Source organism: Paenibacillus sp. A14 (assembly GCF_036864815.1).
GTDB lineage: Bacteria > Bacillota > Bacilli > Paenibacillales > Paenibacillaceae > Fontibacillus > Fontibacillus sanfengchensis.
Window position 1 is genome coordinate 714,144 of sequence record NZ_JBAGJD010000001.1, and the last position, 21,541, is coordinate 735,684.

Here is a 21,541-nt window from a genome sequence, read left to right on the forward strand (position 1 = left end):
CTCACCTCTCCGTCGTGATCCGGATCCCTTGACCGTCCGACACGGTTTCAATCGTGCCCTGCCGGTCATTTCGATAGACCTGGACGTTTTGCTTCCTTAGGCGATCCAGAATCTCTTTTTTGGGATGACCGTAGCTGTTCTCCCCAACCTGAATAACGGCATATTTCGGGGATACTTTCCGCAAAAAAGAAAGCGATGTGGACGAGGTGGAGCCATGGTGTCCGACGAGCAGGACATCAGCTTGTACATCTGCGCCCGAGGCCAGCATCGCCTTCTCGCTTTCACGCTCGGCATCGCCCGTCAACAAAAACGAAGTTTCGCCAAAGGTCACCTTCATCACCGCGCTCATGTTGTTGCTGTCGTCGCTTTGTTCCACCGGACCGATCAGACGGACATCCACCTGGTCGTCCCAGTCCAGCCGCAAGCCGGCTTTGGCCGTCTTGACTTTAAGCCCCCGCTCGCGAATCGACTCCAGCAGCGACTCGAAGGTTTTGGTATTGGCTTGAATTTTTGGCATATAGACGGCCCCGACTTTATGGTGACCGATGACGGCATCCAGCCCGCCGATATGATCCGCGTCCGGATGCGTTCCCACCACGATATCGATTCGTTCAACGCCGTATTCCCGCAAGTAATCCAACATCCGCTGCTCCTCGCTGTTGTCCCCGGCGTCGATCAGCATCGTCCGCCCCGACGGCCCGATCAGCAGCTGAGACGCGCCTTGGCCGACGTCGAGGAAGATGACACGCAGTTGTCCGTCCGTCTTCGTTGCCGCCGATGGCGGGGAAGTGGCCTTCCCTTGAACGGGTCCTTCACCTACTTGGATACTGCAGCCTGCAATAAGAAAACAGAGTAGCAGCCACCCGGTCCATACTTTTGAAATGTTCTCCAAATGGTGTCTGTTCATCGCTGATATATTCCTCTTCTTTATTTAATATAGCACAGGGCTGCCCTGTCTCCCAGAGCCAAGTAAAAAAGCAGCCCGCCTTCAAACCTTGAAGGCAAGCTGCCGGCATTGCTTGGTTTTTTCAAATTTGTTATGAGTCCTATTTGACCGAAACCCGGATCGAAACGGTTTTTCCGCCGTATACGCCTTTAATCGTAGCGCTGCCTTTGCCTACGGCTTCGATTTTGCCCGCCGTCACCTTGGCCACGGAAGGCTTGGAGCTCTTCCAGGTGGCGCTGCCGGTCACTACAGAACTGTTTCCGTTATCGTATTCCGCCGTCAATACTACCGTTTTACCGGATCCCGGAGCCAGCTTCAGGCTCTTCTCGTCTACCGTCAGCTTCAGCAGCTTAGGAATGACGCTAACCTTAACACTTACGTTAAAACCTTGATAAGAACCTTTTACAGTAGTGGTTCCTTCGGCGACCGTTTTAACGGAGGATCCGGAAACCATGGCTACTTTACTATTTTCCGATTCCCAGTCCATTTTGCTGGACAAGTTCACCTTTTTGCCGTCTTTATAAAAACCGGTTACTTTAATGGATTTCGACTTCTTGATATTCAGCTCGATATTTGTCGGCTCAACCAAGACTTTTACAATCTTCTGTTCCATCTTCACAGGAATGCTGATCGTTTTATTGGAGTACGTGCCTTTGAGGGTGGCGCTGCCTTTGGCCAATCCTTTAATGGATTTCCCTGCGGAACCCGATTTGATAACCGCGTTCGAACCGGTTACGCTCCATTCGATCGCGTCAGTGACTGCCGCCTCTTCTCCATCTTCCCACACCGCGCTTAAATGCGGCAGCGGGGTCTCTTCCCCGACGATAACATTAAGCGTTTCGACGTCCGATACCAAAGCGAGTACTTTTTCCTTTACTGTCAATGTAACCGTTACGGATGCGCTGCGAATCGGAGAAGCGGAGCCGTCACCCAGCTTAGGAAGCTCGGCTTTAAGCGTGGCGGTCCCTTTTCCTTTGGCAACCACTTTGCCGTCTTCGATTTTGGCTACATCTTCGTTGCTCGAAGTCCAGGTCAATTCCTGGCTGATGTCCAGCTCTTCGTCATCCAGCTTGAGGCCGGTTACTTTCGGCAGACTGGCGGACTCGCCTTTAAACAGCTCGAGCTCCGATTTCGCCGCCGTCATTTTTGTGATCGTCGGATAAACCTTAACCTTCAATGTTTTGTTGATGCCCAAATGGCTTACTTTAATGTTCGCGCTCCCTTGGGCTTTCGCGGTAATCAATCCGCCGGAAACGGTGGCGTTCATCAGATCGGAAGACGTCCAGGTCGCTTTGGAAGTCACATCTTCCGTCGTATTGGCGCTGCTTCTCATCTCGGCAATCGCCTGCAGCCTTTCGCCGATAAACAGGATTTGGTCCCCGGACGGCGTCAGCTTAATCGCTTCAAAAGGCGTACGAACGTATACGTTAGCCTGCGCCTTCATACCGAGATATTCCGCCGTAATGGTCGTTTTGCCGACGGAAACGACTTTCAATTTGCCGCCTTCCACGGTTGCCACCGACGTATCCGAAGACGTCCAGGTTACCTTGTCCGTCACGTCCGACGAGGACTGATCGCTGGCTACGGTCGTTTCGGCTTTCAATGCAACCTCGCTGTCCCCCACGACCATCTCAATGTCGTTTTGGCTCAGCTTCAATTGCGAGTAAAGCGATCCAACCTCGGCTTTGAAGTCGGCGGTAAGCCCGTTGTACTTCGCTGTGACGGTAGCCTTACCTTCACCGATCAGGGTGATTTTCCCTTTCTCGACCGTCAGGACTTGACTGTTCGAGGAAGACCAATCCGCTTCCTGCGTGACATCCTTGGTCGCTCCCCCGGAGCCTTCGATTTGCGCAAAGGCTTTCACGGCCAGATCGGCACCGTCGCCAAGCTTGAATTTGCCCTGGTTAGGGTACTCCAGCGCCAATTCTTTGTAAGAATCCTTCGCCTTCACTTCGATCGAAGAAGTTGCGGAGTTATAGTCGGCCCGAATCGTAACCGCACCGGATTTCAGCGCCGTAAGAAAACCGTTGGTTACTTTGATCGTCCCACTGTCGCTGGAGGTCCAGGTTACGGCATTCGTCAAATCCCGTTTTACGGAGGAGCCTTCGACAGTTCCCCATACCTTCAGTTGTTTCGTCTTGCCCACGGTCAACTCGACCGTCGTTCCCGAGCCTTCGATGTCGATGGCAACGACATCGCCGCTGGCTGCGATTGCGCTATTCGGAAACACCGTCGCAAAGAGCAGCGTCAGCATCAGAAGCCAACCTGTAAATTTCCTGTTTACAGTCATTCGTTTCTCTCCTTTAATTGCATCTTCATCTGGACCTTTCTATCCAGGCCTACACGTTTTATATCGGATAATAGGATAATTTTAGTAACCTTTTTTCCATAAAACGCGACCTTTGTCCTATTCAGAAATAACTTTCCTCGTCCATACGGTGGGCCATATTTCCGCTCCACGCCTGCATTCCTTAGGAAAAGTACTCCTTCGTCAGAACGCTTCCGAATAATCCTCCCTTCCAAATTACGACAAACTTCACATTCCTTCATCATTTTACCATTCTCCTCTCCCGCTGTCCGCAGAAAAAAATCGCAAGCTTGGCGGTAGCTCGCCAGCTTGCGATTTATATAAGTGTCAGCCCCCGTCATAATACCGGATAGTTGACGAAAGCATATCCGGTTGTGGCCATTAGTAGAAGAGATAGTGGTTTCGGGTGACTTTGATTTACTCTTTAAGAGAACCCACTATAATTCCCGTCACAAAATACTTTTGCATAAAAGGGTAAATTAAGAGCAGCGGTAATGTCGAGACAACGATTTTGGCAGCATTTAGAGTTCTGTTGGAAATTTTCGCGTATTCGATCAGCTTTTGCGGATCGGTTATATTTTGCGCTTCTACGCTGAGCTGCTGGATATACGTCTGCAACGGATAGTTTGACGTTTTATTGATATACACCAGAGCGCCGAAGTAATCATTCCAATGCCCGACAATCGTGAACAACGTGACTGTGGCAATGGTAGGCAGCACCACGGGAACGTATATGGTGGACAGAATTCTCCACTGCGAAGCCCCGTCGATGGTTGCGGCTTCCTCCAAAGATGAGGGCACCGCCCGGAACGCGTTCATCAATAGAATGACATTCCCGACCGCCACGGCCCCTGGCAGAATCAGTGACCAGATGGTATCCAGGAGGTAGAGCCCTTTGACTACCATAAAGGTTGGAATTAACCCCCCGGAGAACAGCATGGCGACAATCACAATATTCATGTACACCTTCTGTGTCCGGAATTGTCTTGAACTTTTGGATAACGGATACGCGGCCAGAATCATCAGGCTCATATTAACGATCAAACCGAGGACAACCCGCTCTACCGAAATCATAAAAGAGCGCCAAAACTGGCTGTCCGACAATAGTTTCTCATAGGAACTGAACGTTGGCTGAACCGGAAAAATACTAACCAGGTTGGCGGAAACCGCCGCATTGTCACTGAACGAAATGGCAACGAGGTTCAGTAAAGGGATCAGACAGGACAAAGTGAATGTTAACAGTACGATCCAAATCAGGATGTCCGACAGTCGGCTTTTTAGGGAATGCCCGTAAATGGAACACACCTCCCAGTTTAGAAAATTCGGTAATCTGTAAGTTTCTGAGCCAGTTTATTGGCGGATAGAATGAGAACGATACCGACAACGGAGCGCAAGAGCCCGATCGCTGTGCCCAAGCTGTATTGTCTCTCCACCAAGCCTACCCGGTATACATAAGTGTCGATGATGTCGGAAGTTTCGTAAACCAGGGGATTATAGAGATTGAAAATCTGGTCGAACCCGGCATTGAGTACATTGGGCAAATTTAAAGTCGTAACCAGCAATATGGTAGGCATCAAACCGGGTAAGGTCACATGCCACAGTTGTTGAAAACGATTGGCTCCGTCGATGGAGGATGCCTCATAAAGTCCTGGATCAATCGCCGTCAACGAGGCCAGATAGATGATGGACCCATATCCAAACCCTTTCCACACATCGGTAAGCACCAACATCGGCCTAAACCAGTGATTGCTGGCCATAAACAAAACCGGATCCAGCCCGAGCCATTCCAATACGGCGTTAACCGGCCCTTCATACGAAAAAATGTTCATCACTACGGTGGCCAATACGGCCCAGGAGAGAAAATTAGGCAAGTAAACCACGGTCTGCATAAACTTCTTGGCGAATCGCACCCGAATTTCATTTAGCAATAAGGCGAATACAATCGAAACCAGGGTGCCCACAACAATTTTCCAAACGGCGATGATTATGGTGTTGTTTAGGATTTGCTTGCTGTCGGGAATTTGAAACATAAACTTGAAATTATCGAGCCCCACCCAAGGTGAACCGCCGATCCCTTTAGCCGGGATATAATTCTGGAAAGCCATGACGATGCCGAACATCGGAAGGAAAGAGAAAATCAGCAAGAATACCATACTCGGTGCGAGCATAAGGTGAAATGCCGTTTGGTCTTTTTTGTTCCTCATCAATAATCATCTCTTTCAGCATCATTTGGAGGCGAGCGCTTCGTTGACTTCTTGGGTAATCGTATCCCCGCCGGTTTTTGCCCAACTGCTCACAAAACTATCGAATGCGTCAGGGGTCTGCTCCCCGGTAATAATCTTCAGGTACATTTCAAGCTCCATTTTCGTAAGTGTCGGCCACTTCAAGGCCATGGACGGGGTTGTTCCAAAAAAGACCGGGTTGATCTCCTTCACCTTTGAATTTTTGACCAGGTTGGCGGTGAGGATGCTCGAAGTATAGCCGGCCCAGGCAATCGGGTCCGGTTTCTCTCCGTTTTTCACACTGTCCAGATACTTTTTGTAAGAGCGATAGGCGTTCTGATCGAGGTTGCTGACTAATTTGCTGCTGTCCCCCGTCTTGAGCGCTTCCTCAAAAATTCCCACATTCCGGTAAAACGCATCATAGTAGTCGATGTTCATGGCTAGCGGTGAGCCTCCGATATTGTTGCTGCTGTAGTCCTCGAACTCCTCCAAAACAGCGGGGTCCTTCTCCAGATAACGCTGATAATCGAACTGAAGGCTGGCCATCTTCACCGCAGCTTCGGGATGCTTGAACCCCTTCCGAACCACGAGGTAACTGCTCGAAGGATTGCCGGTAAACATCGTAACCGAGCCATCTTCCGACTGGGGAGCCACATAGGAAACCCAATTCGCATCCGGGTTCAGTTTAAGCGTGTCGGCCACCGTCCAGCTTCCCCACCAGTTATCCAGGAACGAACCGCTTTTTCCGCTCGTTAGCAGCGCTTTTCGGTCGTCGGGTGTCCGTACGGCAAATTGCCGGTCAATCAAACCCCTTTTGTATAGCTCCGCCACTTTGGCCAGTGCCGGTTTCATTTCGGGCTGTACGGAACCGTATACCGCCTTGCCGCTGCCGTCCTCGATCCACTGTTTCGGATAGGCGTCATACAGCGCAAAAATATTGTTCAATTCATAGGGCCCACCGGAGATGCCGGCGACATTTTCGTTATCGACCACCAGGCCGACCGTCTTTCCGGCTCCATTACCGCCGGGGTCCTTTTCGAGAAACTGGGTAAGAATATGCTCGACATCCTCCATTGTTTTGGGCTCGGAGAGGCCCAATTTATCCATCCAGTCTTTACGCAACCACAGCACGCCCGGACCGTGTGAAATTTCGGTAGTCGGCAGGGCCATGAGTTTGCCGTCAAACTTGGCGCTCTCCAGCACACGGCCTCCATAGGAATCATAAATCTCCTTGATCCGGTCGCTGGCACAATTGTTATAGGCATCCGTCAAATCCGCAATCAGACCGTTCTCGTACAGCTGTTTCAAGGTGGCCTGGTCGGGTACCACCATAATGTCGGGAATCGTTCCCCCGGCAATGGCCATCGAAACCTTTTGAACGTAATCCGTCCCGTCATTCGCTTCAAAAGCAACCTCATTCTGCACGTTGAGTTTCTTTTTAAAATACCTCGTCCACACATTGTCGGTCGCGGTGTCCTTCTCATAGACGGTCCCCGCAAGCGACGTATAGCTGGTTGCTGTTTGTCCAACCGTGTAGAACACAGTTTCGGGATAGGGCTCATACGGTGTCATCATGGCTTTCTTCCATGCCGGATCATTCAAATTGGCCGCAGACTCTTTGGCCGTACCGGCGGAATTGGAGCTTTGACAGGCGGTGAGGGAAATGGATAAAAGCGCTGTCAACAAAATGGAAGCGGACTTCTTCGATCTCATTACTTAATACCCCCTTCAATTCAAAGAACAAATCCATGTAACTTGCTTGCCCTTATTGTAGAACTCCCGTCACAACACCGTAAACGCAAATAAATTGCGTTTTATGCAAATATATAACTCACTTTAAGCAACTTGCCGAATTGCCGCATGAAGTCGGTGCAAATCATGTTACAATCAAAATGAAATTCTGCGTGTGGAATCATGCGCCGGAAAGGACGGACGAAATGTTAAGCATCTTAGTGGTAGATGACCAGCGTGAAGAACGGGAAGGCATCGAATTTCTCATTCATGAATTGGGTTTTCCCCTCCAGGTCGAGACGGCGGAAAACGGACGAGCGGCGCTCGCCTATTTGGAGAAAAAGCCGGTGGATATCCTCTTTACGGACGTGAGAATGCCGCTAATGGACGGACTGCAGCTGACCAAACAGGCCTTAAGCCTGCAATCGGGTTTGAAAGTTATTCTGTTCAGCGGATTCGCCGAATTTGAGTATGCGAAAACGGCCATCTCCCTTGGCGTTTCCGAATATCTCCTCAAGCCGATTCATGTGGAAGCATTTCAAAGTTCCTTGCAAAAAGTAATCGACGAGTTAACGCACCGAGCACAGCTTCAGATCGCTTCGCAAACCAAGCAAAGCTACGTCAAGAAGCATATGCTGTTTAATCTGGTTAACGGCTTGGGAATGCCCTCCTCCATGAAGGGAGTTGCGCTCGATTTGCCCGCATATTATCAGGGAGCGATCTTGATGGAATTCGAGAAGAACTTCTTCGAAGATGCCGAGCCGAATTTCGAGCAATTTATCCTGACTTTATTAGAGGGAAGTAGCGATTACTTAAATCTGAATGATTGTCAAAGTTTGCTGCTGTTTTCCCGGCTCCCCTCCCGATCCTTCAATTCCTTGCTGGAATTGGGCATACATATCCGAGACAGCGTACAGAAGAAATATAAAGTGAGCTGCTATCTCGCTATTCATGACGAAGTCATCCATTTATCGGAGTTGTCGGCCTGTTTGATTCAGTTAGACCAACTGATGGAGTACCGCTTCTTCTCGCCGGATTATTTCGTGTTTGATGCCAAGACTGATTTCTATGTTTCCGATGATCGGCTGCCCGAACTCTCGGATCATGATTTATTGAACCAAATCCGCCGGGATTTGACGGACAGGGATTTTTTTGGTGTCAGAGCCAACACGGAATTACTTTACCAAAAATATGCGAAACAGCTCCAACTCTCGAAGTTGTATGTCAAGTACATGTTTAGCTCGCTGTATCAGGACATTATGACTTCTTCCGCGCCTATCCCCGAAACGGAGTTAAGCCGGGAAATCGAAAAACTGTACAAAGCGGACGAGTTAAAGGAGATCAAAGTGATCCTATTCGAGGCCATTGCTCGTCTTGAACAACAATACATCTGTTCGGAATTTTTACATCGAGATATTGCCTTTGTAAAGCAATACATCGAGGAGCACTATGGTGAGGATTTGAGTCTGGAACTTCTTGCGGCAAGAGTCCATCTGTCTCCCCATTATTTAAGTTCGATGTTTAAGAAACATACGGGATACGGATTAAACAAGTATATAAAACACGTGCGGATGAAAATAGCGAAAGACTTGCTGCTGCAGTCCCATCTAAAAGTATCGGACATCTGCTATCAAGTGGGATTCCAAAACGTCTCTTACTTTTGCCAAAATTTCAGGGATTTTTTCGGGCAAACCCCCGAGAAATTCCGCCAGTCGAATCATGGGTGATGTCAGGTCGGGGAGAGAAATAGCATGCGGATATGGCGGACTTTTAAACGAAGAATCGGCGATTTCCGATTTCAAACCAAAATATTGCTCTCTTTTTTACTAGTGAGTATGATTCCCGTCATCATGCTCGGAAGTTTCTGTTTCGCCGCAACCAGGTCACTCTTGGTCCAGCAATCCAAAGCCGATCTGAACGCCTCCTTAACGCAAATTGTGTCGGCCGTGAACAATCAATTGGATGTTTACAATAAACTAATGAACTTTTTAAGCTTCAATCAAGAGATTACAAATGCCGCCAACAACACTTATACCAGCGAATACGAAATGTATGATCAATTGACCCATGTCATCGATCAAAACTTCTATACCGCCCGTTACTTGAATCCCGGAGTGGAGCAAATCACGCTGTATACAGGGAGCAATTTGCCCCAACACGGAAACACCGTCATTCCGATTGAGGAAATTAGCCGGACATCCTGGTACCCGAAGGTGATAAAATCAGTGGATGTTCTCTGGTTTGCCCGGGAGAACAACCTGTACTGCGCCCGCAGAATCCTCAGCACGAAACATAGAAATCCCAAAAACAACATTCTGTTTGCCCGGGTTAACTACGATCAGCTATTTAAAAATTTCGAGCCCCTTCAAGCCCATGGCGCCGAAATTATCGTAACGGACTCCAGCGGAAACACCGTTTATTCCTCAAAAGGAGCGAATCCGAACATTCCGGTCGGCATGGCGTTGCCTCGGAATGAAGGGGACTACACCGTGTTGTCTTCCGCTGTCCCGCTTGCGGGATGGAACGTCTATTTATATAAGCCGACCCGTCTGATTACAAAGTCCGCATGGTGGATTGCCTTGATTGTTCTGTTCATGATTACGGCCTGTATCGCGGCCGTTGTTGTGGCGGGCACGCTCTTTTCCCGGAGGATTATGTTGCCGATTCACCGTCTGCACAAAAGCATGAAGCTGATCGGCGAAGGCAATTTGGACATTAAAGTCTTCTCCAGCGATTCCAAAGATGAGATTGGCGATTTGATCCGCGGATTTGGAAATATGGTAGATAATACCAAAAACCTGATCGATACCATGTATGTGGGGGAAATCGCTCGCAAGGAAGCCGAGATGAAGGCTCTACAGGCGCAGATCAACCCTCATTTCCTGTACAACTCCCTCTCGATCATCAATTGGAGGGCACTGCGGATCCACGCGACGGATATTAGTGAGATGGCACAGCTCTTATCGACTTTTTATCGGACCACCCTTAATAAAGGACAGAATCTGATCACGGTTTCGGACGAAATACGGAATGTGCAATCTTATATTCATATTCAGTTAATCATGCACAACCACAATTTCAAAGTGGAGTACCGGATTGAGGAGTCCCTGCTTTCTTGCCGTATGCCCAATTTGATGCTCCAGCCTTTAGTCGAAAATGCCATCATACACGGTATCGAAAATCGTGGAGACGGTGACGGGACGCTCTCTCTCTCGGTCAGTAAAGAAGAACAGAGCATTGTATTTCAGGTGACTGACAACGGGATTGGAGTGGAGTCCGAACGGCTGGTTCATTTACTTCAATCTCCATCCAAAGGTTACGGTCTTAAAAATGTCCATGATCGGGCGGTTCTCATGTACGGTGAACCGTACGGACTGACCATCCATAGTGTGGTCGGCGAAGGAACGCAAGTTACCCTGAAAATTCCGTTATGAAACATAGCGGAGAAAATTAAGCGGACCAGGAGGCCAGGCTCCACTACGAATAAAAAAAGGGGTTGAATCTCCAGGCAAAGGCGTATATAATCATATCTACGGGATTTTTCCCGCATTTCCCTGCCGGGGTGGCGGAATTGGCAGACGCACAGGACTTAAAATCCTGCGGTAGGTGACTACCGTACCGGTTCGAGCCCGGTCCTCGGCATTATTTGAAGTGACGAAGAGCTCCTCTTAATTGAGGTGCTCTTTTTTTGTGCCAGCAAAAAAAGGCCTCCAAGGAGACCTTTTCTGCCGGATGCTCCAAACGGATTAGCGGCGGTCGGTTTCTCTTCTGCGCATACCTGCCAAGCCAAGCAGGCCGAGCAGACCGAGCCAGCCCCAATCCACGCCATCGTTGTCATTGGCGGCATTGGCCCGGACATTATTCGTCGAGTAATTGCCTCTTGTCGAATAATTGCCCGTCGTATTGTCGGTCATATTGCCCCCGCCGGTTCCGGTCATACCGCCGGCACCGCTGCCTGTTGTACCGTAAGCCGAAGCAGGCAAAGCGAACGCGCTGGAAATCAACGCGGTTACGAGCAAGGTTTTCAAGCTCTTTTTCAAAAGGATGCACCTCCTGGGTTATAGTAGCTACGTTTCGTAAGTTTCCCGGAAACCGCCCCCTTTATGCAAAGATGGTAGGCATTGATGATAAAGAAACGATAGGCAGGGCAATATGGTCAAAAGTATTTTTCGCATAAGTCCTAGAGAAAGAAGCAAACTATGGAAGCTTCAGTTTCGCTGTCGACCCTGTAAATTTGAGGAGGTGCCGAATGTATTTCTATAAAGAGGATTTAATTAACATTATCGTACCGGACAAACCGGACCCGGAGGCGGCCAAGGTCATTCAGGAGACGCTTGGCGGGCGTTTCGGCGAAATGCGCACGATGATGCAGTTTTTCTTCCAAAGCAATAACTTCCGCGGGAACGCCACGCAATTTCGCGATTTGATCCGCGGGGTATTTCTGGAAGAGATCAGCCACGTCGAACTGGTCCAGCACACGATTAATCAACTGCTAACCGGCTCGGGCGAACCGATGCCCGGTAACGCGGGAGCCGATGGTGCTCCGCTGGATGAGGCGGTCAGGCATGCCAACCCGCATCATTTCATCATGGGGGCCCAAAGCTCGCTTCCGGTCGATGCCGCAGGCAATCCCTGGAACGGGAACTATGTTTACAGCCACGGGAACCTGATCAGCGATCTGCTGGATAACCTGGTGCTGGAATCGACCGGCGTGCTGCAAAAATCCCGGATCTACGAGATGAGCTCCAACAAAACGTTCCGCGAAACGCTGGCCTTTCTGATCGTCCGTGACAATGCGCACCAAAACGCGTTTGCCAAGGCGCTGGAGACGCTCGGCGTCAATTGGGGGAAGCTGTTCCCCGTGCCGAACTATGACATCAACAAGTATCCGGAGTGCCGCAAATACGTCGATATGGGTTTCCATAACGCCCAGTTCAACTTCCGGCTCGACCCGACCCGGATCGGCGAAATTTTCAGCGGCCAGACACCTAGCCGAAACGGTGGAACGTTGGAGGTCTCGAACCCGCCGGAGGGCTATCCGCTTCCGATTCTGCCCGAATTGCCGAACGAACACAGTCCGGGCCTGTATGACCTGAATGCCTAATCGATGGCAAAAACACCGCTTAAACCGGAGAAGTTCCGGTTAAGCCGGTGTTTTTTTACGAAATTAGCCCAGGCTGGGCACCTTCATAGCCGTTTCGATATTCTGCACATCGAGCCCGATTTGCTCGCCGACGTTCCAGGGATGGTACCAACCTCGTTCCATCAAGTACAACGAAATACGCTCATGCATATCGATGGCTTCCTCCAACTGCTTGCTCAGCATCTCCTTAACCTCCGGTGTCCCTGCTTCGGTCAGTGCCATCGCATAGTTTCTGACCCCGCTCTTGGCCGAGATCAGGAGGTCCATCGCGATGATTTGATCCGTCAGCGATTTCATTCCGGTGAAGTATTCCAACAAGATGTTCAATGCGCACTCCTCCTTAGTGTGCGGCCCGCTTAAGGACCGCTTCCAGCTCCTGCAGCTGCCTGGTCGAGACAGCGACATCTTCCTTAAGAATCCGCTTCAGTTCTTCATCCGACACCAGTCCTTGCATCGTTTTCGATTTCGTCATACAAACCGTTTTGAAAGCGGCCAGTTCATGAACCTCCAGTGTTTCGTGCAGCGCGTAACTCATTCTCTCGTGTCCCTCCATTCAAACTCAAGGCTTCAACATGACTTTGATGCAATCGTCCGTCTTCGTATCAAAAATCTCATAGCCCCTCTTGGCCTCGCTCAGCGGGATGACATGGGTGATGATATCGCCCGGATCTACTTTGCCCGTGTCGATCAACTCATACATATAGGGCATATAGTGGATAACCGGCGCTTGCCCTGTCCTTAGATTGATATTCCGTTGAAAAATATCCCCCAGCGGGAATGCGTTATACCGGCCGCCATAAACGCCGGTAATTTGAATCGTCCCGCCTTTTCTGACAGCTTGGGAAGCTATGATGATCCCCCCCATCGCACCGCCGTGGAGCTTCAATCCGGAAGCCAGGGACTCCATCGGGGTCATTTTTCCGCTCATTCCGGTACAATCGATGACCACGTCGGCGCCCCCCTTGGTAAGCTCCTTAAGATAGCCCCCGGGATTATCCTGTTCCCCGGCGTTGACGATCTCTACGTGATTATTCTTCTTGGCGTGACGAAGGCGGTAATCGATATAATCGACGGCAATCACCCGTTTTGCGCCTTTTAGCCAGCAGATTTTCTGGACCAGCAAACCTACCGGGCCGCAGCCCAGAACAATGACAGTGTCCCCATCCTTTACGCCGGCATTATCCACACTCCAATAAGCCGTTGTCATCACGTCCGCAATGAGGCAGAGCTTTTCATCCGGGTGCTCACAGCTTTCCGGAATTTTAAAATGCGTAAAGTTGGCGAACGGGACCCGCAGGTATTCCGCTTGTCCGCCCGGGTAGCCGCCGGTATTCCCGGAATAACCGAAATACGCGCCCACCTCCCCGTTCTCGTTGGAGTTGTCGCATTGGCTCTCCAATTGGTTTTTACAGTAAAAACATTCCCCACAGCTGATATTGAACGGGATCACGACCCTGTCGCCTTTTTTCAACTGAGTAACATCCGGGCCCACCTCTTCCACAATGCCCATCGGCTCATGTCCGATAATGTAATCTTCACCGAGATTGGGAATTATGCCATGGAGCAGATGAAGATCCGAGCCGCAGATTGCCGTAGTGGTCATCCGCACGATCATGTCGTCCGGCTTTTCGATCTTGGGGTCGGGCACTTCTTTTACAACCACATTTTTCAATCCTTGATACGTTACGGCTTTCATGCTTGACTCTCCTTCTTATGCTCATCCGGAGTACGATCAAACATGCCGATACGGCGTGTATCGTCCGGATACAGCTTCATTTGGGCGATTTGTACCGTTTTGTGAGCCGAAAGTTGATCCAGTTGATACTGCTCCTGAAGATCATGGGGATGGAACCACTTTTTTCGCACCATCAGTTCCGTGATTTCCTGGTGCATCTGAATCGCTTGATGCAGCTGACTCCGCAGCAAAACCCGCGTTTGCGGGACGACGGATTCCGTAAGGGCGGCCGCCGTGTTGCGAACCCCTTCCTTCGCCCGCATCAAAAAATCCATCGCCAGTGTCATATCTGATGTTTCCGGCATATTCAATGCATTGATAGGGTCCAGCGTGTCCATTGAGGGTAAATTCATCGGGTTTGTTTTCATCTTAAGTCACCTTTATCCAAAATGGGGGTGGGACGGAATTCCGGGATCGCCGTCTGAAAAGAAGCGTTTTGATACAGCATTTGCAGGTTGGAAATGTCCTGCAGCGATTGCTGCACGTCCTTTTCCATGAGATCCTTGAGCTCCTGGTCGAAAACAAGCCCTTGCAGCAGCTTCGATTTCGCCGCACAGAGTGTCTTGAAATTCAGCATCTCGTGAACCTCCAATGCTTCGTGAGCTCCAAGTCTTCCGGTTTCCATTGGCATCGCGATCATCTCCTATGGCTTAATAACAATCGATTACAGTCATCATTTGTACCTTTCCCCTTGATTATTCTTATATGCAAAAGAGCGGGTTGCCGGCTTAAATGCCTATGGCAACTCGCTCCCGAGATACGTTAGATGCTATATAAAACTTATATAACGAGTTTCAACTATAAAAAAACTGCCTTCTCGGCAGTTTCATTGGGCAATACTTGTTATCTTCTTAATTCCATATGGAGCAGCGGAAAAGGTCTGTCCGAACCATCCCGCTCGGAACGTCCGATTTGGACGAAGCCGTGCCTTTTATAAAATGTGCATGCTCCCGGATTCTGCTCATTCACATCCACCGTAAGCCGGCTGCCCTTCAAATTCTCGACATGCCGGATAAGCCGGGTCCCCCATCCCTTATTGTGATAGGAAGGATCGATAAACAGCATTTCAATATGAAGGCCATCCAGACCGATAAAGCCGACAGGCTGCTCGCGCTCGTCCAGGCCTACCCAAATCTCAACTTCGTTCAGCACTCCACCGCGGACAATATCATAGTAGAAAAAAATGTCTTCTTCCGTTAAAAATGTGTGCGTCTCACGCACCGCCCGCAGCCAAATTTCCGCCAAGCGATCATGATGATGATTCTGATACGGAATAATAGACCGACTCAATACCATATCTTTTCTTCTCCCCTTAAATAATGTAGTCGTCGGCCCAAACCCGCTCCGCCATCCTCCCATACACTGATTCAAAAAAGGGGGTGAGCAAAGGAATGCCGAATTACCGCATCATTGTGGATTTGTCCGATCGAATGTTGTATCTGCTTGATCAGAACAAGGTGGTTCGCGGCTTTCCGGTCGGGATCGGCACCATGCTGACGCAAACGCCCGAAGGCTACTATACGATCGTTAACAAGGCGCCAAACCCCGGCGGTCCCTTCGGAGCCTATTGGATGGGATTGTCGAGACCCCATTACGGCATCCATGGAACCAATAACCCTTCCTCCATCGGAAAGCAGGTTTCCCATGGCTGTATTCGTATGTACAATCAGGATGTCGTTGAATTAGCCGGTCTGGTGCCTATCGGTACGAGCGTACACATTCGCCAATAAAAGGGGGCTTATGCCCCATTAATCCCATACCCTTGGCCGCGCGATCCCCGCCGTCCTTAAGTAATCCAGCAGTTGACCGGTGTGAACCGCTTCGTGATAAGCGATGCGCATCAGCATATCGCCAAGAGAACGAACATAGCCGACATCGCTCCGGTCAATTTTCAAATTCGTCAAGTCTTCCGCCGCATAGGATTTCACGGTCGCCAAAAATTTCTCCCGATAAGGGGCCGCAACGGCTAGTTCTTCACGAACCGTCGTGAATTCCCGGTTGTCATAGGGAGAATCGTAGGACAGCAGGCTTCCCCCGTTCAGCAAGGCCAAATGATAGTAGTGCTCGCTGTCCAAAACATGACGGATCATCTCCTTGATACTCATGGCTTCCGGGTCCGGCTTCCATTCCAGCTTATCTGCCGGTACACTCTCCCAAACTTTAATGCTCCGACGTCTGATTTCTTCGAAATTTAGAATTATGGCTTCAACCGCATTCATCAAAATACTCCTTGTCTGTCATGTTGTTATTGTTTCGCATCGGTTCTTTCTTCTCCCTCGACCGGAACGATACGGGCGTGCTGATACGGCCCGGCTTCCCCCTGGTCAAGTCTCCCGGCTTCCTCGTAGACTCCCGCTTTGTCGACCGTTCCGTACATCAACAGTTCCGCCATAAAGTTTTCGCTGAAAAATACCGCTTCTTTAAATGGCTTGGGGGGAACACCCGCTTCTCTCTTGTCGCCAGAACTCTTCTGCCACTTCACCGTCAGCAAGCCTTCTTCATTCACTTCCGCATACCAGGTCATGTCTTTGTAGTCCCTCAGCAGACGCAGCGCTTCCCCTTTTGGGAACGTATGCGTCATTGTGAATCCTTCCCCGGTGACGGGCAGCTCCTTGTCGTTCTTATCGTACACGAGCTGCAGACCGACGACAATTTCACGGGCTTTCGTCAGATCCCCGCCCATAAGAGTCTCGTAATCACGTTGCCCTTCCGGCGTCCGAATCACCACGCGATTCTGCTCTTTATTGTAGCCGACATACGCGTTTAGTTCTTCCGAAACAAAGCGGAGCGGCAAGTAAGTGCGTCCGTCTTTCATGATCACGCCCTCTTCCAACGCCTTCGCTTTGCCGTTCACCTCGGCGCTCTTATTTCCCTGTTTTAACCGGATCGTCTTTTTTTGCACCGGACTTGAGATAACCACCGTTTTCGTTTTAGCTTCATAGCGGATGCTCCAGGCCGGATCTTTCAGAACCGCAAGCGGGACATAGGTCCGGTTTTGCTGCTGAATGGCCTCCCATTCCGGATTTCCGTTGATATAAACACTTGTTACGTTTGTCGCCGATTGCGCATATGCCGAAAGGTTCCCCGCAAGCAGCGAACAAGCCGTAATCCCGATAACCAGTCCTTTTTTCCAATAATTCATCTTAACCGCTCCCACCTTTTCTACTTATAAACAACCCATTACTTTTAACGCATCGGAGCACCAAAAAGTTACTCTCCCCCGAAGCTAAGCAGTTTTGATGCAGAAAGGTCATCCATCACCTGGCTTCACCCGATGCAATGAGGTATAATGTATACATATGTATACAATTATTAACGAAAGGGTGGGTTTGACACATGGCCGAGACGTTCCGCAAATCAAAAATCGAACATTTTGTGGAAAGATTACGACAACGTAAAGAAACACTAAAGTCCCAACTGGACGAAAGCGACTATAAAGAAATATCGGATTTTCTGCGGGGACAGATGTCGGCCACGGATATGATCTTGAAGGAACTGCAGGCCGAATTTGAGATCTCCTCCGAACCGGAAAGAGTCAACCCGGCCTCGAAAATGAGACATCTCTCAGAACGTTAAACTTAGAAAGAGGAGTGGTAACATGCCCAAAGAACACCGCAAATTGACCATCGCCACGATATTGAAACGATTTTTCTTCATCTCCATCGGCGCCATTCTCATGGCCGTGGCCCTTGAAATGTTTCTCGTACCGAACGAAATTATCGACGGCGGCATCACCGGGATTTCCATCGTTCTGTCCAAAATAACGCCGATTCCCCTGGGGATATTTATTTTCCTGATTAACCTTCCCTTTCTGATTTTCGGTTATAAGCAAATTGGCAAAACCTTCGTGATCTCCACACTTTACGGGATTACCCTGCTGTCGTTGACTACCGCTTATTTGCACGATGTCGATTCTTTTACGGAAGAGAAAATTCTCGCCGTTCTGTTTGGCGGTCTGATTTTGGGCGCCGGGGTAGGCCTCGTAATCCGCTTTGGAGGCGCACTGGACGGTTCGGAAATCGTAGCGATTCTGCTGTCCAAGAAATTACGTCTTCCGGTTGGCCAGATTATCATGATTATCAATATTTTTATCTTTACGATCGCCGGGTTTGTATTTGGCGCCGATTCCGCAATGTACTCCATCTTTGCCTTCTATATTGCGGCCAAAGTGATGGACGTTGTGGTGCAGGGTCTCGATGAGTCCAAATCCGTCACCATCATATCGGGTCAGTTTGAGGAAATATCCGAAGCCATACTGGCCCGCCTGGGCCGCGCAACCACACTGCTGTACGCCAAAGGAGGATTCTCTAAGGAAGACACCCAAATGATCTATTGCGTGATCACACGGCTGGAAGTGGCCAAGCTCAAAGCCGTCGTCCAGGAAATCGACCCGAAGGCGTTTATCTCGATTCAAAATGTAGCTGATGTGCTGGGCGGAAGCATGGAAAAGAAGAGCATACACTAACATACAAGCCGCTCCCCGAGCGATGTAAATTCGATCCGCATTGCCCGGGGCTATCATTCTCTAAAATAGCAAAAACCCCTTGCTAGGCAAGGGGTTTCACATATGGGCCCTACAGGACTCGAACCTGTGACCAATCGGTTATGAGCCGACCGCTCTAACCAACTGAGCTAAGGGCCCGCATTCCAAACAAACAAATTAGATTGCGGGGGCAGGATTTGAACCTGCGGCCTTCGGGTTATGAGCCCGACGAGCTACCGGGCTGCTCCACCCCGCGTCAGTAAATAGCGACAATCAATAGTATACACGATTAACTCACTCCAAGTCAAGGGTTACGGAATAAATCTTACCCCATATTTTCCTTTTCGCGACCTGAAAATTTCAATGGCCCGCATTTCATCGAATCCGTAAATCCAACCGTCATGTTCCAATCTTCGGGCAAGGCAGCCCGCTTGAAATTTTGTTCTGTACAGCTTGTTAAAATACACCCAGCGCATTCCCGTTTGACTCCTTTCCTTGTATGATGATCCTTCCTGTCTTACCTATAGATTACCCAATTTCGGACAAAAAAAGCCGCCCTTTTTAAGGGCGGCCATGAGCTTGAAAAGGTCAGCCTTGCGGAGCTTCCTCCGGAACGAATGGCGTACCGTCTTCCTGGAACTGCGTCTTAGGATTGAGCTTGATTTCCTGGAGCATCTTGTTCCCCTTCTCCGCCCATTCCTTGAGCGCCTCCTCCGGTGTTTTCTTGTTTTCCATAACTTGCTGGAAGTAGGTTCTTCCAATGGATGTCACATTGTAAAGTCCCGGTTTCTCCATCATCAATTTATCGGTTTTTGCATTGATAGGCGGGACCGGTTTAAGCAAATAGAACGCCTGAATATTATAGGATAATCCCTGTCTAGGCTGGATATAAGATTTGCGGGCCACCATCTCGGACGTATTGCTCCGGGATTTCAGCTTCGCGAATTCTTCCCCGTTAATGAACCTGAGAAAGTCCCAGGCGGCTTCCGCATTCGGAGCATTCGTGTTGATCGAGAACGTATTGGTCAGATTAATGTTGCCCCCTACGTCCGGCTTTTCGGGATGAACAGGGATCGTGACCACATCCCAGTCCACCGGCTTGAAGTTTTTGATTTTGGCGGCATTATTGTTCGCATCAGCCAATTCGTCGATATAATAATTGCCCTCGATGGTCATCGCCACTTTTCCGGATAAGAACAGGTCGTCGCTGAGCGGAGTCCAAGGCTCGTTCGGGTCGTAACTGGAACTGTCCGGCATGATTTTTTCCTTGGCCAGTTTGCTGATCGTCTCCCATACCTTGGCCCACTGCGGAGAGTTGACGGTCATCGTTTCCGCTTTGTCATCAAAAGTTTTCAGTTGAAGACCGCTCATGTAGGTATACTGCATATCCCAGAACGGATCTTGGCCTCTATAGCGATTGAAGGAGAAGCCGTATACGCGATCCTTTCCCTCGCCTTTCGCAACCCGACTGGCTTTATTAAAGATATCCTCCCAGGTCGATTTGTCCGTAGGAGGCTCTACCCCGGCATCGGCAAACAACTTTTTGTTGTAAAAAAGAGCCGACGAACTGAACGATGGGGTTAACGCGTAAAGAGTGCCGCCACCGATGTCCTTGATGCCGTCAATGACGGCTGGGACGAAATCGCTCGTATCGAATTTATCCTCTTGAATCATCGGCTCCAGTGACTTTACCAAATTTTCATCAATCAACTGTTTCAGGGTTCCCGTGTCCGTAACGACGACATCCACCGGGTTGCTGCCGGTCATGATCTTCTTCATGCTCTCTAATGGATCCGGCTGCTGCTCCTGCTCCGTGCCGTTGCCATAACGGCTGTTACTGTTCGCAGTCACGATCTCGATTTTTATATTCGGATTGGTATATTCGAAAATATCCGTGTATTGCTGACGGAACCAGGAATCGTCCGAGCTTCCGTACAGCATGCCGATACGCAGCACTTTTTCTTCTTTCTTCGTCGCTGCCTTGCCCCCGTTGCAGCCGGCCAAAAGCCCCAATGCCAATGTCGCAACCAGTGCAACCGAAAGAGTCTTTCTCAACTTTCCGAATTTGCTCTTATTCATGACTGTCCCCCTCCAGTGGTTTCGGCGCCGTGATTACGATCTTCTCGCCGTCAAACTCCATACTTGCGCGTCCGCCGATGCCTACGGCTTCCAAATACTCCTTAGGCACCTGCAGCCGGCCGACCCTGTCGACGACCACAAACGCTTCATGAACTTCCTGTAAGCCTCCGCCCCCGAATCCGGCTTCCCCGGCTGCCAGATCCAGATTCGGATTCCGCTTCACAAATTCCGTACTCGTCAACCCGTCGCGGATCGCAACAACCCGGTCTACTTTTCCGGCGAGGGTCAAGTCGTGGGTTACGATAACAATCGTAATGCCCAGTTCTTTATTGACTTTTCGAAAAATGTCCATGATCTTATCCGAAGTCGCCGTGTCGACTGAACCCGTAGGTTCGTCGGCAAGCAGCATCTTCGGACGGTTGGAAAGCGAGATCGCGATCGCCACGCGCTGCTGTTCCCCGCCGGAAAGCTGGTGGAGCTTGTTGTGCATCCGATCTTTCAACCCCACCCATTCCAATAGCTGTTTGGCATAAGCCCGATCCAGCTTTCCGGTCAGCAGCATCGGCATTTCTACATTTTCCAGAGCCGTCAAGTAAGGCAGCAAGTTTCTGGCGTTGTTCTGCCAAACGAAACCTACCGTCTTTCGTTTGTATTCTACCAATTGATCGTCCGAGATCTTTAACAGATCCCATCCCCCGACATGAACCTGGCCCGCGGACGGACGGTCGAGGCCGCCGAGCATATTGAGCAGCGTCGATTTCCCGCTGCCGCTATTTCCGATAATCGCCATCATCTCGCCTTCCTCGACCGTTAAATTCAGGCCCTGGAGTGCGACGACCTCGATGTCTTCGGATTTAAAAATTTTAACCAAGCCCTCGCAATGGATCATACTCA

At 49.9% G+C, this 21,541-nt stretch carries 22 protein-coding genes and 3 tRNA genes; 7 read left to right on the plus strand and 18 right to left on the minus strand.

Translation table 11 applies throughout. The features are described 5' to 3' along the window. Nucleotide 1: 1 nt before the first annotated feature. The 5 genes from V4U88_RS03535 to V4U88_RS03555 all read right to left on the minus strand — a co-directional run bounded on the left by V4U88_RS03535 (nucleotide 2) and on the right by V4U88_RS03555 (nucleotide 7,189). A complete protein-coding gene (locus V4U88_RS03535; RefSeq protein WP_334071842.1) occupies nucleotides 2–907 on the minus strand; it encodes a ComEC/Rec2 family competence protein in 906 nt (301 codons plus the stop codon). A 139-nt stretch (nucleotides 908–1,046) separates the two neighbouring features. After that, nucleotides 1,047–3,236 carry an Ig-like domain-containing protein gene (locus V4U88_RS03540; protein WP_334071843.1) on the minus strand — a complete coding sequence of 730 codons (2,190 nt, stop codon included), beginning with the start codon at nucleotides 3,234–3,236 and terminating at the stop codon, nucleotides 1,047–1,049. 435 nt (nucleotides 3,237–3,671) lie between these two features. Then, nucleotides 3,672–4,559: a carbohydrate ABC transporter permease gene (locus V4U88_RS03545; protein ID WP_416367240.1), complete on the minus strand. Its 888-nt coding sequence runs from the start codon at nucleotides 4,557–4,559 to the stop codon at nucleotides 3,672–3,674. 8 nt (nucleotides 4,560–4,567) lie between these two features. After that, nucleotides 4,568–5,458: an ABC transporter permease gene (locus V4U88_RS03550; protein ID WP_334071844.1), complete on the minus strand. Its 891-nt coding sequence runs from the start codon at nucleotides 5,456–5,458 to the stop codon at nucleotides 4,568–4,570. Nucleotides 5,459–5,479: 21 nt separating this feature from the next. Continuing rightward, entirely contained in the window at nucleotides 5,480–7,189 is a 1,710-nt protein-coding gene (locus V4U88_RS03555) for an extracellular solute-binding protein (protein WP_334071845.1), read from the minus strand. A gap of 224 nt (nucleotides 7,190–7,413) precedes the next feature. Between V4U88_RS03555 and V4U88_RS03560 the strand changes: the two genes are divergently transcribed. The 3 genes from V4U88_RS03560 to V4U88_RS03570 all read left to right on the plus strand — a co-directional run bounded on the left by V4U88_RS03560 (nucleotide 7,414) and on the right by V4U88_RS03570 (nucleotide 10,849). Next, nucleotides 7,414–8,934, plus strand: coding sequence for a response regulator (locus V4U88_RS03560; protein WP_334071846.1), 1,521 nt, complete (start codon nucleotides 7,414–7,416; stop codon nucleotides 8,932–8,934). Between the two features lie 24 nt (nucleotides 8,935–8,958). Then, complete coding sequence (locus tag V4U88_RS03565) at nucleotides 8,959–10,641, plus strand: sensor histidine kinase (protein WP_334071847.1); 1,683 nt, start codon at nucleotides 8,959–8,961, stop codon at nucleotides 10,639–10,641. A 122-nt stretch (nucleotides 10,642–10,763) separates the two neighbouring features. Continuing rightward, nucleotides 10,764–10,849, plus strand: a tRNA-Leu gene (locus V4U88_RS03570). Between the two features lie 104 nt (nucleotides 10,850–10,953). Here the strand turns inward: V4U88_RS03570 and V4U88_RS03575 are convergent. Continuing rightward, on the minus strand, nucleotides 10,954–11,247 hold the full coding sequence (locus tag V4U88_RS03575) for a WGxxGxxG family protein (protein WP_334071848.1): 294 nt from the start codon (nucleotides 11,245–11,247) through the stop codon (nucleotides 10,954–10,956). A gap of 209 nt (nucleotides 11,248–11,456) precedes the next feature. On the opposite strand from V4U88_RS03575, the gene V4U88_RS03580 reads away from it, so the two are divergent. After that, a complete protein-coding gene (locus V4U88_RS03580; RefSeq protein WP_334071849.1) occupies nucleotides 11,457–12,311 on the plus strand; it encodes a manganese catalase family protein in 855 nt (284 codons plus the stop codon). Nucleotides 12,312–12,374: 63 nt separating this feature from the next. Here V4U88_RS03580 and V4U88_RS03585 read toward each other — a convergent pair whose 3' ends face one another. The 6 genes from V4U88_RS03585 to V4U88_RS03610 form a co-directional block, all read right to left on the minus strand. Beyond that, nucleotides 12,375–12,677, minus strand: a complete 303-nt coding sequence (locus V4U88_RS03585; protein WP_334071850.1) for a spore coat protein — start codon at nucleotides 12,675–12,677, stop codon at nucleotides 12,375–12,377. Between the two features lie 13 nt (nucleotides 12,678–12,690). Beyond that, complete coding sequence (locus V4U88_RS03590) at nucleotides 12,691–12,885, minus strand: hypothetical protein (protein WP_334071851.1); 195 nt, start codon at nucleotides 12,883–12,885, stop codon at nucleotides 12,691–12,693. A 24-nt stretch (nucleotides 12,886–12,909) separates the two neighbouring features. Further along, the gene (locus tag V4U88_RS03595) at nucleotides 12,910–14,046 is read right to left on the minus strand and encodes a zinc-dependent alcohol dehydrogenase (RefSeq protein ID WP_334071852.1); all 1,137 of its coding nucleotides are present in this window, start codon (nucleotides 14,044–14,046) and stop codon (nucleotides 12,910–12,912) included. Next, a complete protein-coding gene (locus V4U88_RS03600) occupies nucleotides 14,043–14,453 on the minus strand; it encodes a spore coat protein (RefSeq protein ID WP_334071853.1) in 411 nt (136 codons plus the stop codon). Before V4U88_RS03600 ends, V4U88_RS03595 begins: the two co-directional genes overlap by 4 nt. Next, entirely contained in the window at nucleotides 14,450–14,710 is a 261-nt protein-coding gene (locus V4U88_RS03605; RefSeq protein WP_334072065.1) for a spore gernimation protein GerQ, read from the minus strand. The genes V4U88_RS03600 and V4U88_RS03605 overlap by 4 nt, the downstream gene beginning before the upstream one ends. A 218-nt stretch (nucleotides 14,711–14,928) precedes the next feature. Next, on the minus strand, nucleotides 14,929–15,381 hold the full coding sequence (locus V4U88_RS03610) for a GNAT family N-acetyltransferase (RefSeq protein ID WP_442951865.1): 453 nt from the start codon (nucleotides 15,379–15,381) through the stop codon (nucleotides 14,929–14,931). A gap of 95 nt (nucleotides 15,382–15,476) precedes the next feature. On the opposite strand from V4U88_RS03610, the gene V4U88_RS03615 reads away from it, so the two are divergent. Further along, on the plus strand, nucleotides 15,477–15,815 hold the full coding sequence (locus V4U88_RS03615) for a L,D-transpeptidase (RefSeq protein WP_334071854.1): 339 nt from the start codon (nucleotides 15,477–15,479) through the stop codon (nucleotides 15,813–15,815). A gap of 18 nt (nucleotides 15,816–15,833) precedes the next feature. Here V4U88_RS03615 and V4U88_RS03620 read toward each other — a convergent pair whose 3' ends face one another. Beyond that, entirely contained in the window at nucleotides 15,834–16,304 is a 471-nt protein-coding gene (locus V4U88_RS03620) for a DinB family protein (protein WP_334071855.1), read from the minus strand. 26 nt (nucleotides 16,305–16,330) lie between these two features. After that, complete coding sequence (locus V4U88_RS03625; protein ID WP_334071856.1) at nucleotides 16,331–17,227, minus strand: copper amine oxidase N-terminal domain-containing protein; 897 nt, start codon at nucleotides 17,225–17,227, stop codon at nucleotides 16,331–16,333. Nucleotides 17,228–17,421: 194 nt separating this feature from the next. Between V4U88_RS03625 and V4U88_RS03630 the strand changes: the two genes are divergently transcribed. Together V4U88_RS03630 and V4U88_RS03635 are read left to right on the plus strand one after the other, a co-directional pair. Continuing rightward, nucleotides 17,422–17,661, plus strand: coding sequence for a hypothetical protein (locus V4U88_RS03630; protein ID WP_334071857.1), 240 nt, complete (start codon nucleotides 17,422–17,424; stop codon nucleotides 17,659–17,661). 22 nt (nucleotides 17,662–17,683) lie between these two features. Further along, nucleotides 17,684–18,550 carry a YitT family protein gene (locus tag V4U88_RS03635; RefSeq protein ID WP_334071858.1) on the plus strand — a complete coding sequence of 289 codons (867 nt, stop codon included), beginning with the start codon at nucleotides 17,684–17,686 and terminating at the stop codon, nucleotides 18,548–18,550. Nucleotides 18,551–18,653: 103 nt separating this feature from the next. Here the strand turns inward: V4U88_RS03635 and V4U88_RS03640 are convergent. From V4U88_RS03640 to V4U88_RS03655, 4 genes are all read right to left on the minus strand, one after another. Continuing rightward, a tRNA-Ile gene (locus tag V4U88_RS03640) sits at nucleotides 18,654–18,727 on the minus strand. Between the two features lie 23 nt (nucleotides 18,728–18,750). After that, a tRNA-Met gene (locus tag V4U88_RS03645) sits at nucleotides 18,751–18,824 on the minus strand. A gap of 332 nt (nucleotides 18,825–19,156) precedes the next feature. Further along, complete coding sequence (locus V4U88_RS03650) at nucleotides 19,157–20,647, minus strand: ABC transporter substrate-binding protein (RefSeq protein ID WP_334071860.1); 1,491 nt, start codon at nucleotides 20,645–20,647, stop codon at nucleotides 19,157–19,159. After that, a complete protein-coding gene (locus tag V4U88_RS03655; protein WP_334072067.1) occupies nucleotides 20,640–21,536 on the minus strand; it encodes an ABC transporter ATP-binding protein in 897 nt (298 codons plus the stop codon). Before V4U88_RS03655 ends, V4U88_RS03650 begins: the two co-directional genes overlap by 8 nt. Between the last annotated feature and the right edge of the window lie 5 nt (nucleotides 21,537–21,541).

Bases quoted from the DNA above. Each gene is read 5' to 3' on its own strand.
- V4U88_RS03535 (WP_334071842.1), bottom strand. From the start codon at position 907: ATGAACAGACACCATTTGGAGAACATTTCAAAAGTATGGACCGGGTGG.
- V4U88_RS03540 (WP_334071843.1), bottom strand. From the start codon at position 3,236: ATGACTGTAAACAGGAAATTTACAGGTTGGCTTCTGATGCTGACGCTG.
- V4U88_RS03550 (WP_334071844.1), bottom strand. From the start codon at position 5,458: ATGAGGAACAAAAAAGACCAAACGGCATTTCACCTTATGCTCGCACCG.
- V4U88_RS03555 (WP_334071845.1), bottom strand. From the start codon at position 7,189: ATGAGATCGAAGAAGTCCGCTTCCATTTTGTTGACAGCGCTTTTATCC.
- V4U88_RS03560 (WP_334071846.1), top strand. From the start codon at position 7,414: ATGTTAAGCATCTTAGTGGTAGATGACCAGCGTGAAGAACGGGAAGGC.
- V4U88_RS03565 (WP_334071847.1), top strand. From the start codon at position 8,959: ATGCGGATATGGCGGACTTTTAAACGAAGAATCGGCGATTTCCGATTT.
- V4U88_RS03580 (WP_334071849.1), top strand. From the start codon at position 11,457: ATGTATTTCTATAAAGAGGATTTAATTAACATTATCGTACCGGACAAA.
- V4U88_RS03590 (WP_334071851.1), bottom strand. From the start codon at position 12,885: ATGAGTTACGCGCTGCACGAAACACTGGAGGTTCATGAACTGGCCGCT.
- V4U88_RS03595 (WP_334071852.1), bottom strand. From the start codon at position 14,046: ATGAAAGCCGTAACGTATCAAGGATTGAAAAATGTGGTTGTAAAAGAA.
- V4U88_RS03600 (WP_334071853.1), bottom strand. From the start codon at position 14,453: ATGAAAACAAACCCGATGAATTTACCCTCAATGGACACGCTGGACCCT.
- V4U88_RS03605 (WP_334072065.1), bottom strand. From the start codon at position 14,710: ATGGAAACCGGAAGACTTGGAGCTCACGAAGCATTGGAGGTTCACGAG.
- V4U88_RS03610 (WP_442951865.1), bottom strand. From the start codon at position 15,381: ATGGTATTGAGTCGGTCTATTATTCCGTATCAGAATCATCATCATGAT.
- V4U88_RS03615 (WP_334071854.1), top strand. From the start codon at position 15,477: ATGCCGAATTACCGCATCATTGTGGATTTGTCCGATCGAATGTTGTAT.
- V4U88_RS03620 (WP_334071855.1), bottom strand. From the start codon at position 16,304: ATGAATGCGGTTGAAGCCATAATTCTAAATTTCGAAGAAATCAGACGT.
- V4U88_RS03625 (WP_334071856.1), bottom strand. From the start codon at position 17,227: ATGAATTATTGGAAAAAAGGACTGGTTATCGGGATTACGGCTTGTTCG.
- V4U88_RS03630 (WP_334071857.1), top strand. From the start codon at position 17,422: ATGGCCGAGACGTTCCGCAAATCAAAAATCGAACATTTTGTGGAAAGA.
- V4U88_RS03635 (WP_334071858.1), top strand. From the start codon at position 17,684: ATGCCCAAAGAACACCGCAAATTGACCATCGCCACGATATTGAAACGA.
- V4U88_RS03650 (WP_334071860.1), bottom strand. From the start codon at position 20,647: ATGAATAAGAGCAAATTCGGAAAGTTGAGAAAGACTCTTTCGGTTGCA.
- V4U88_RS03655 (WP_334072067.1), bottom strand. From the start codon at position 21,536: ATGATCCATTGCGAGGGCTTGGTTAAAATTTTTAAATCCGAAGACATC.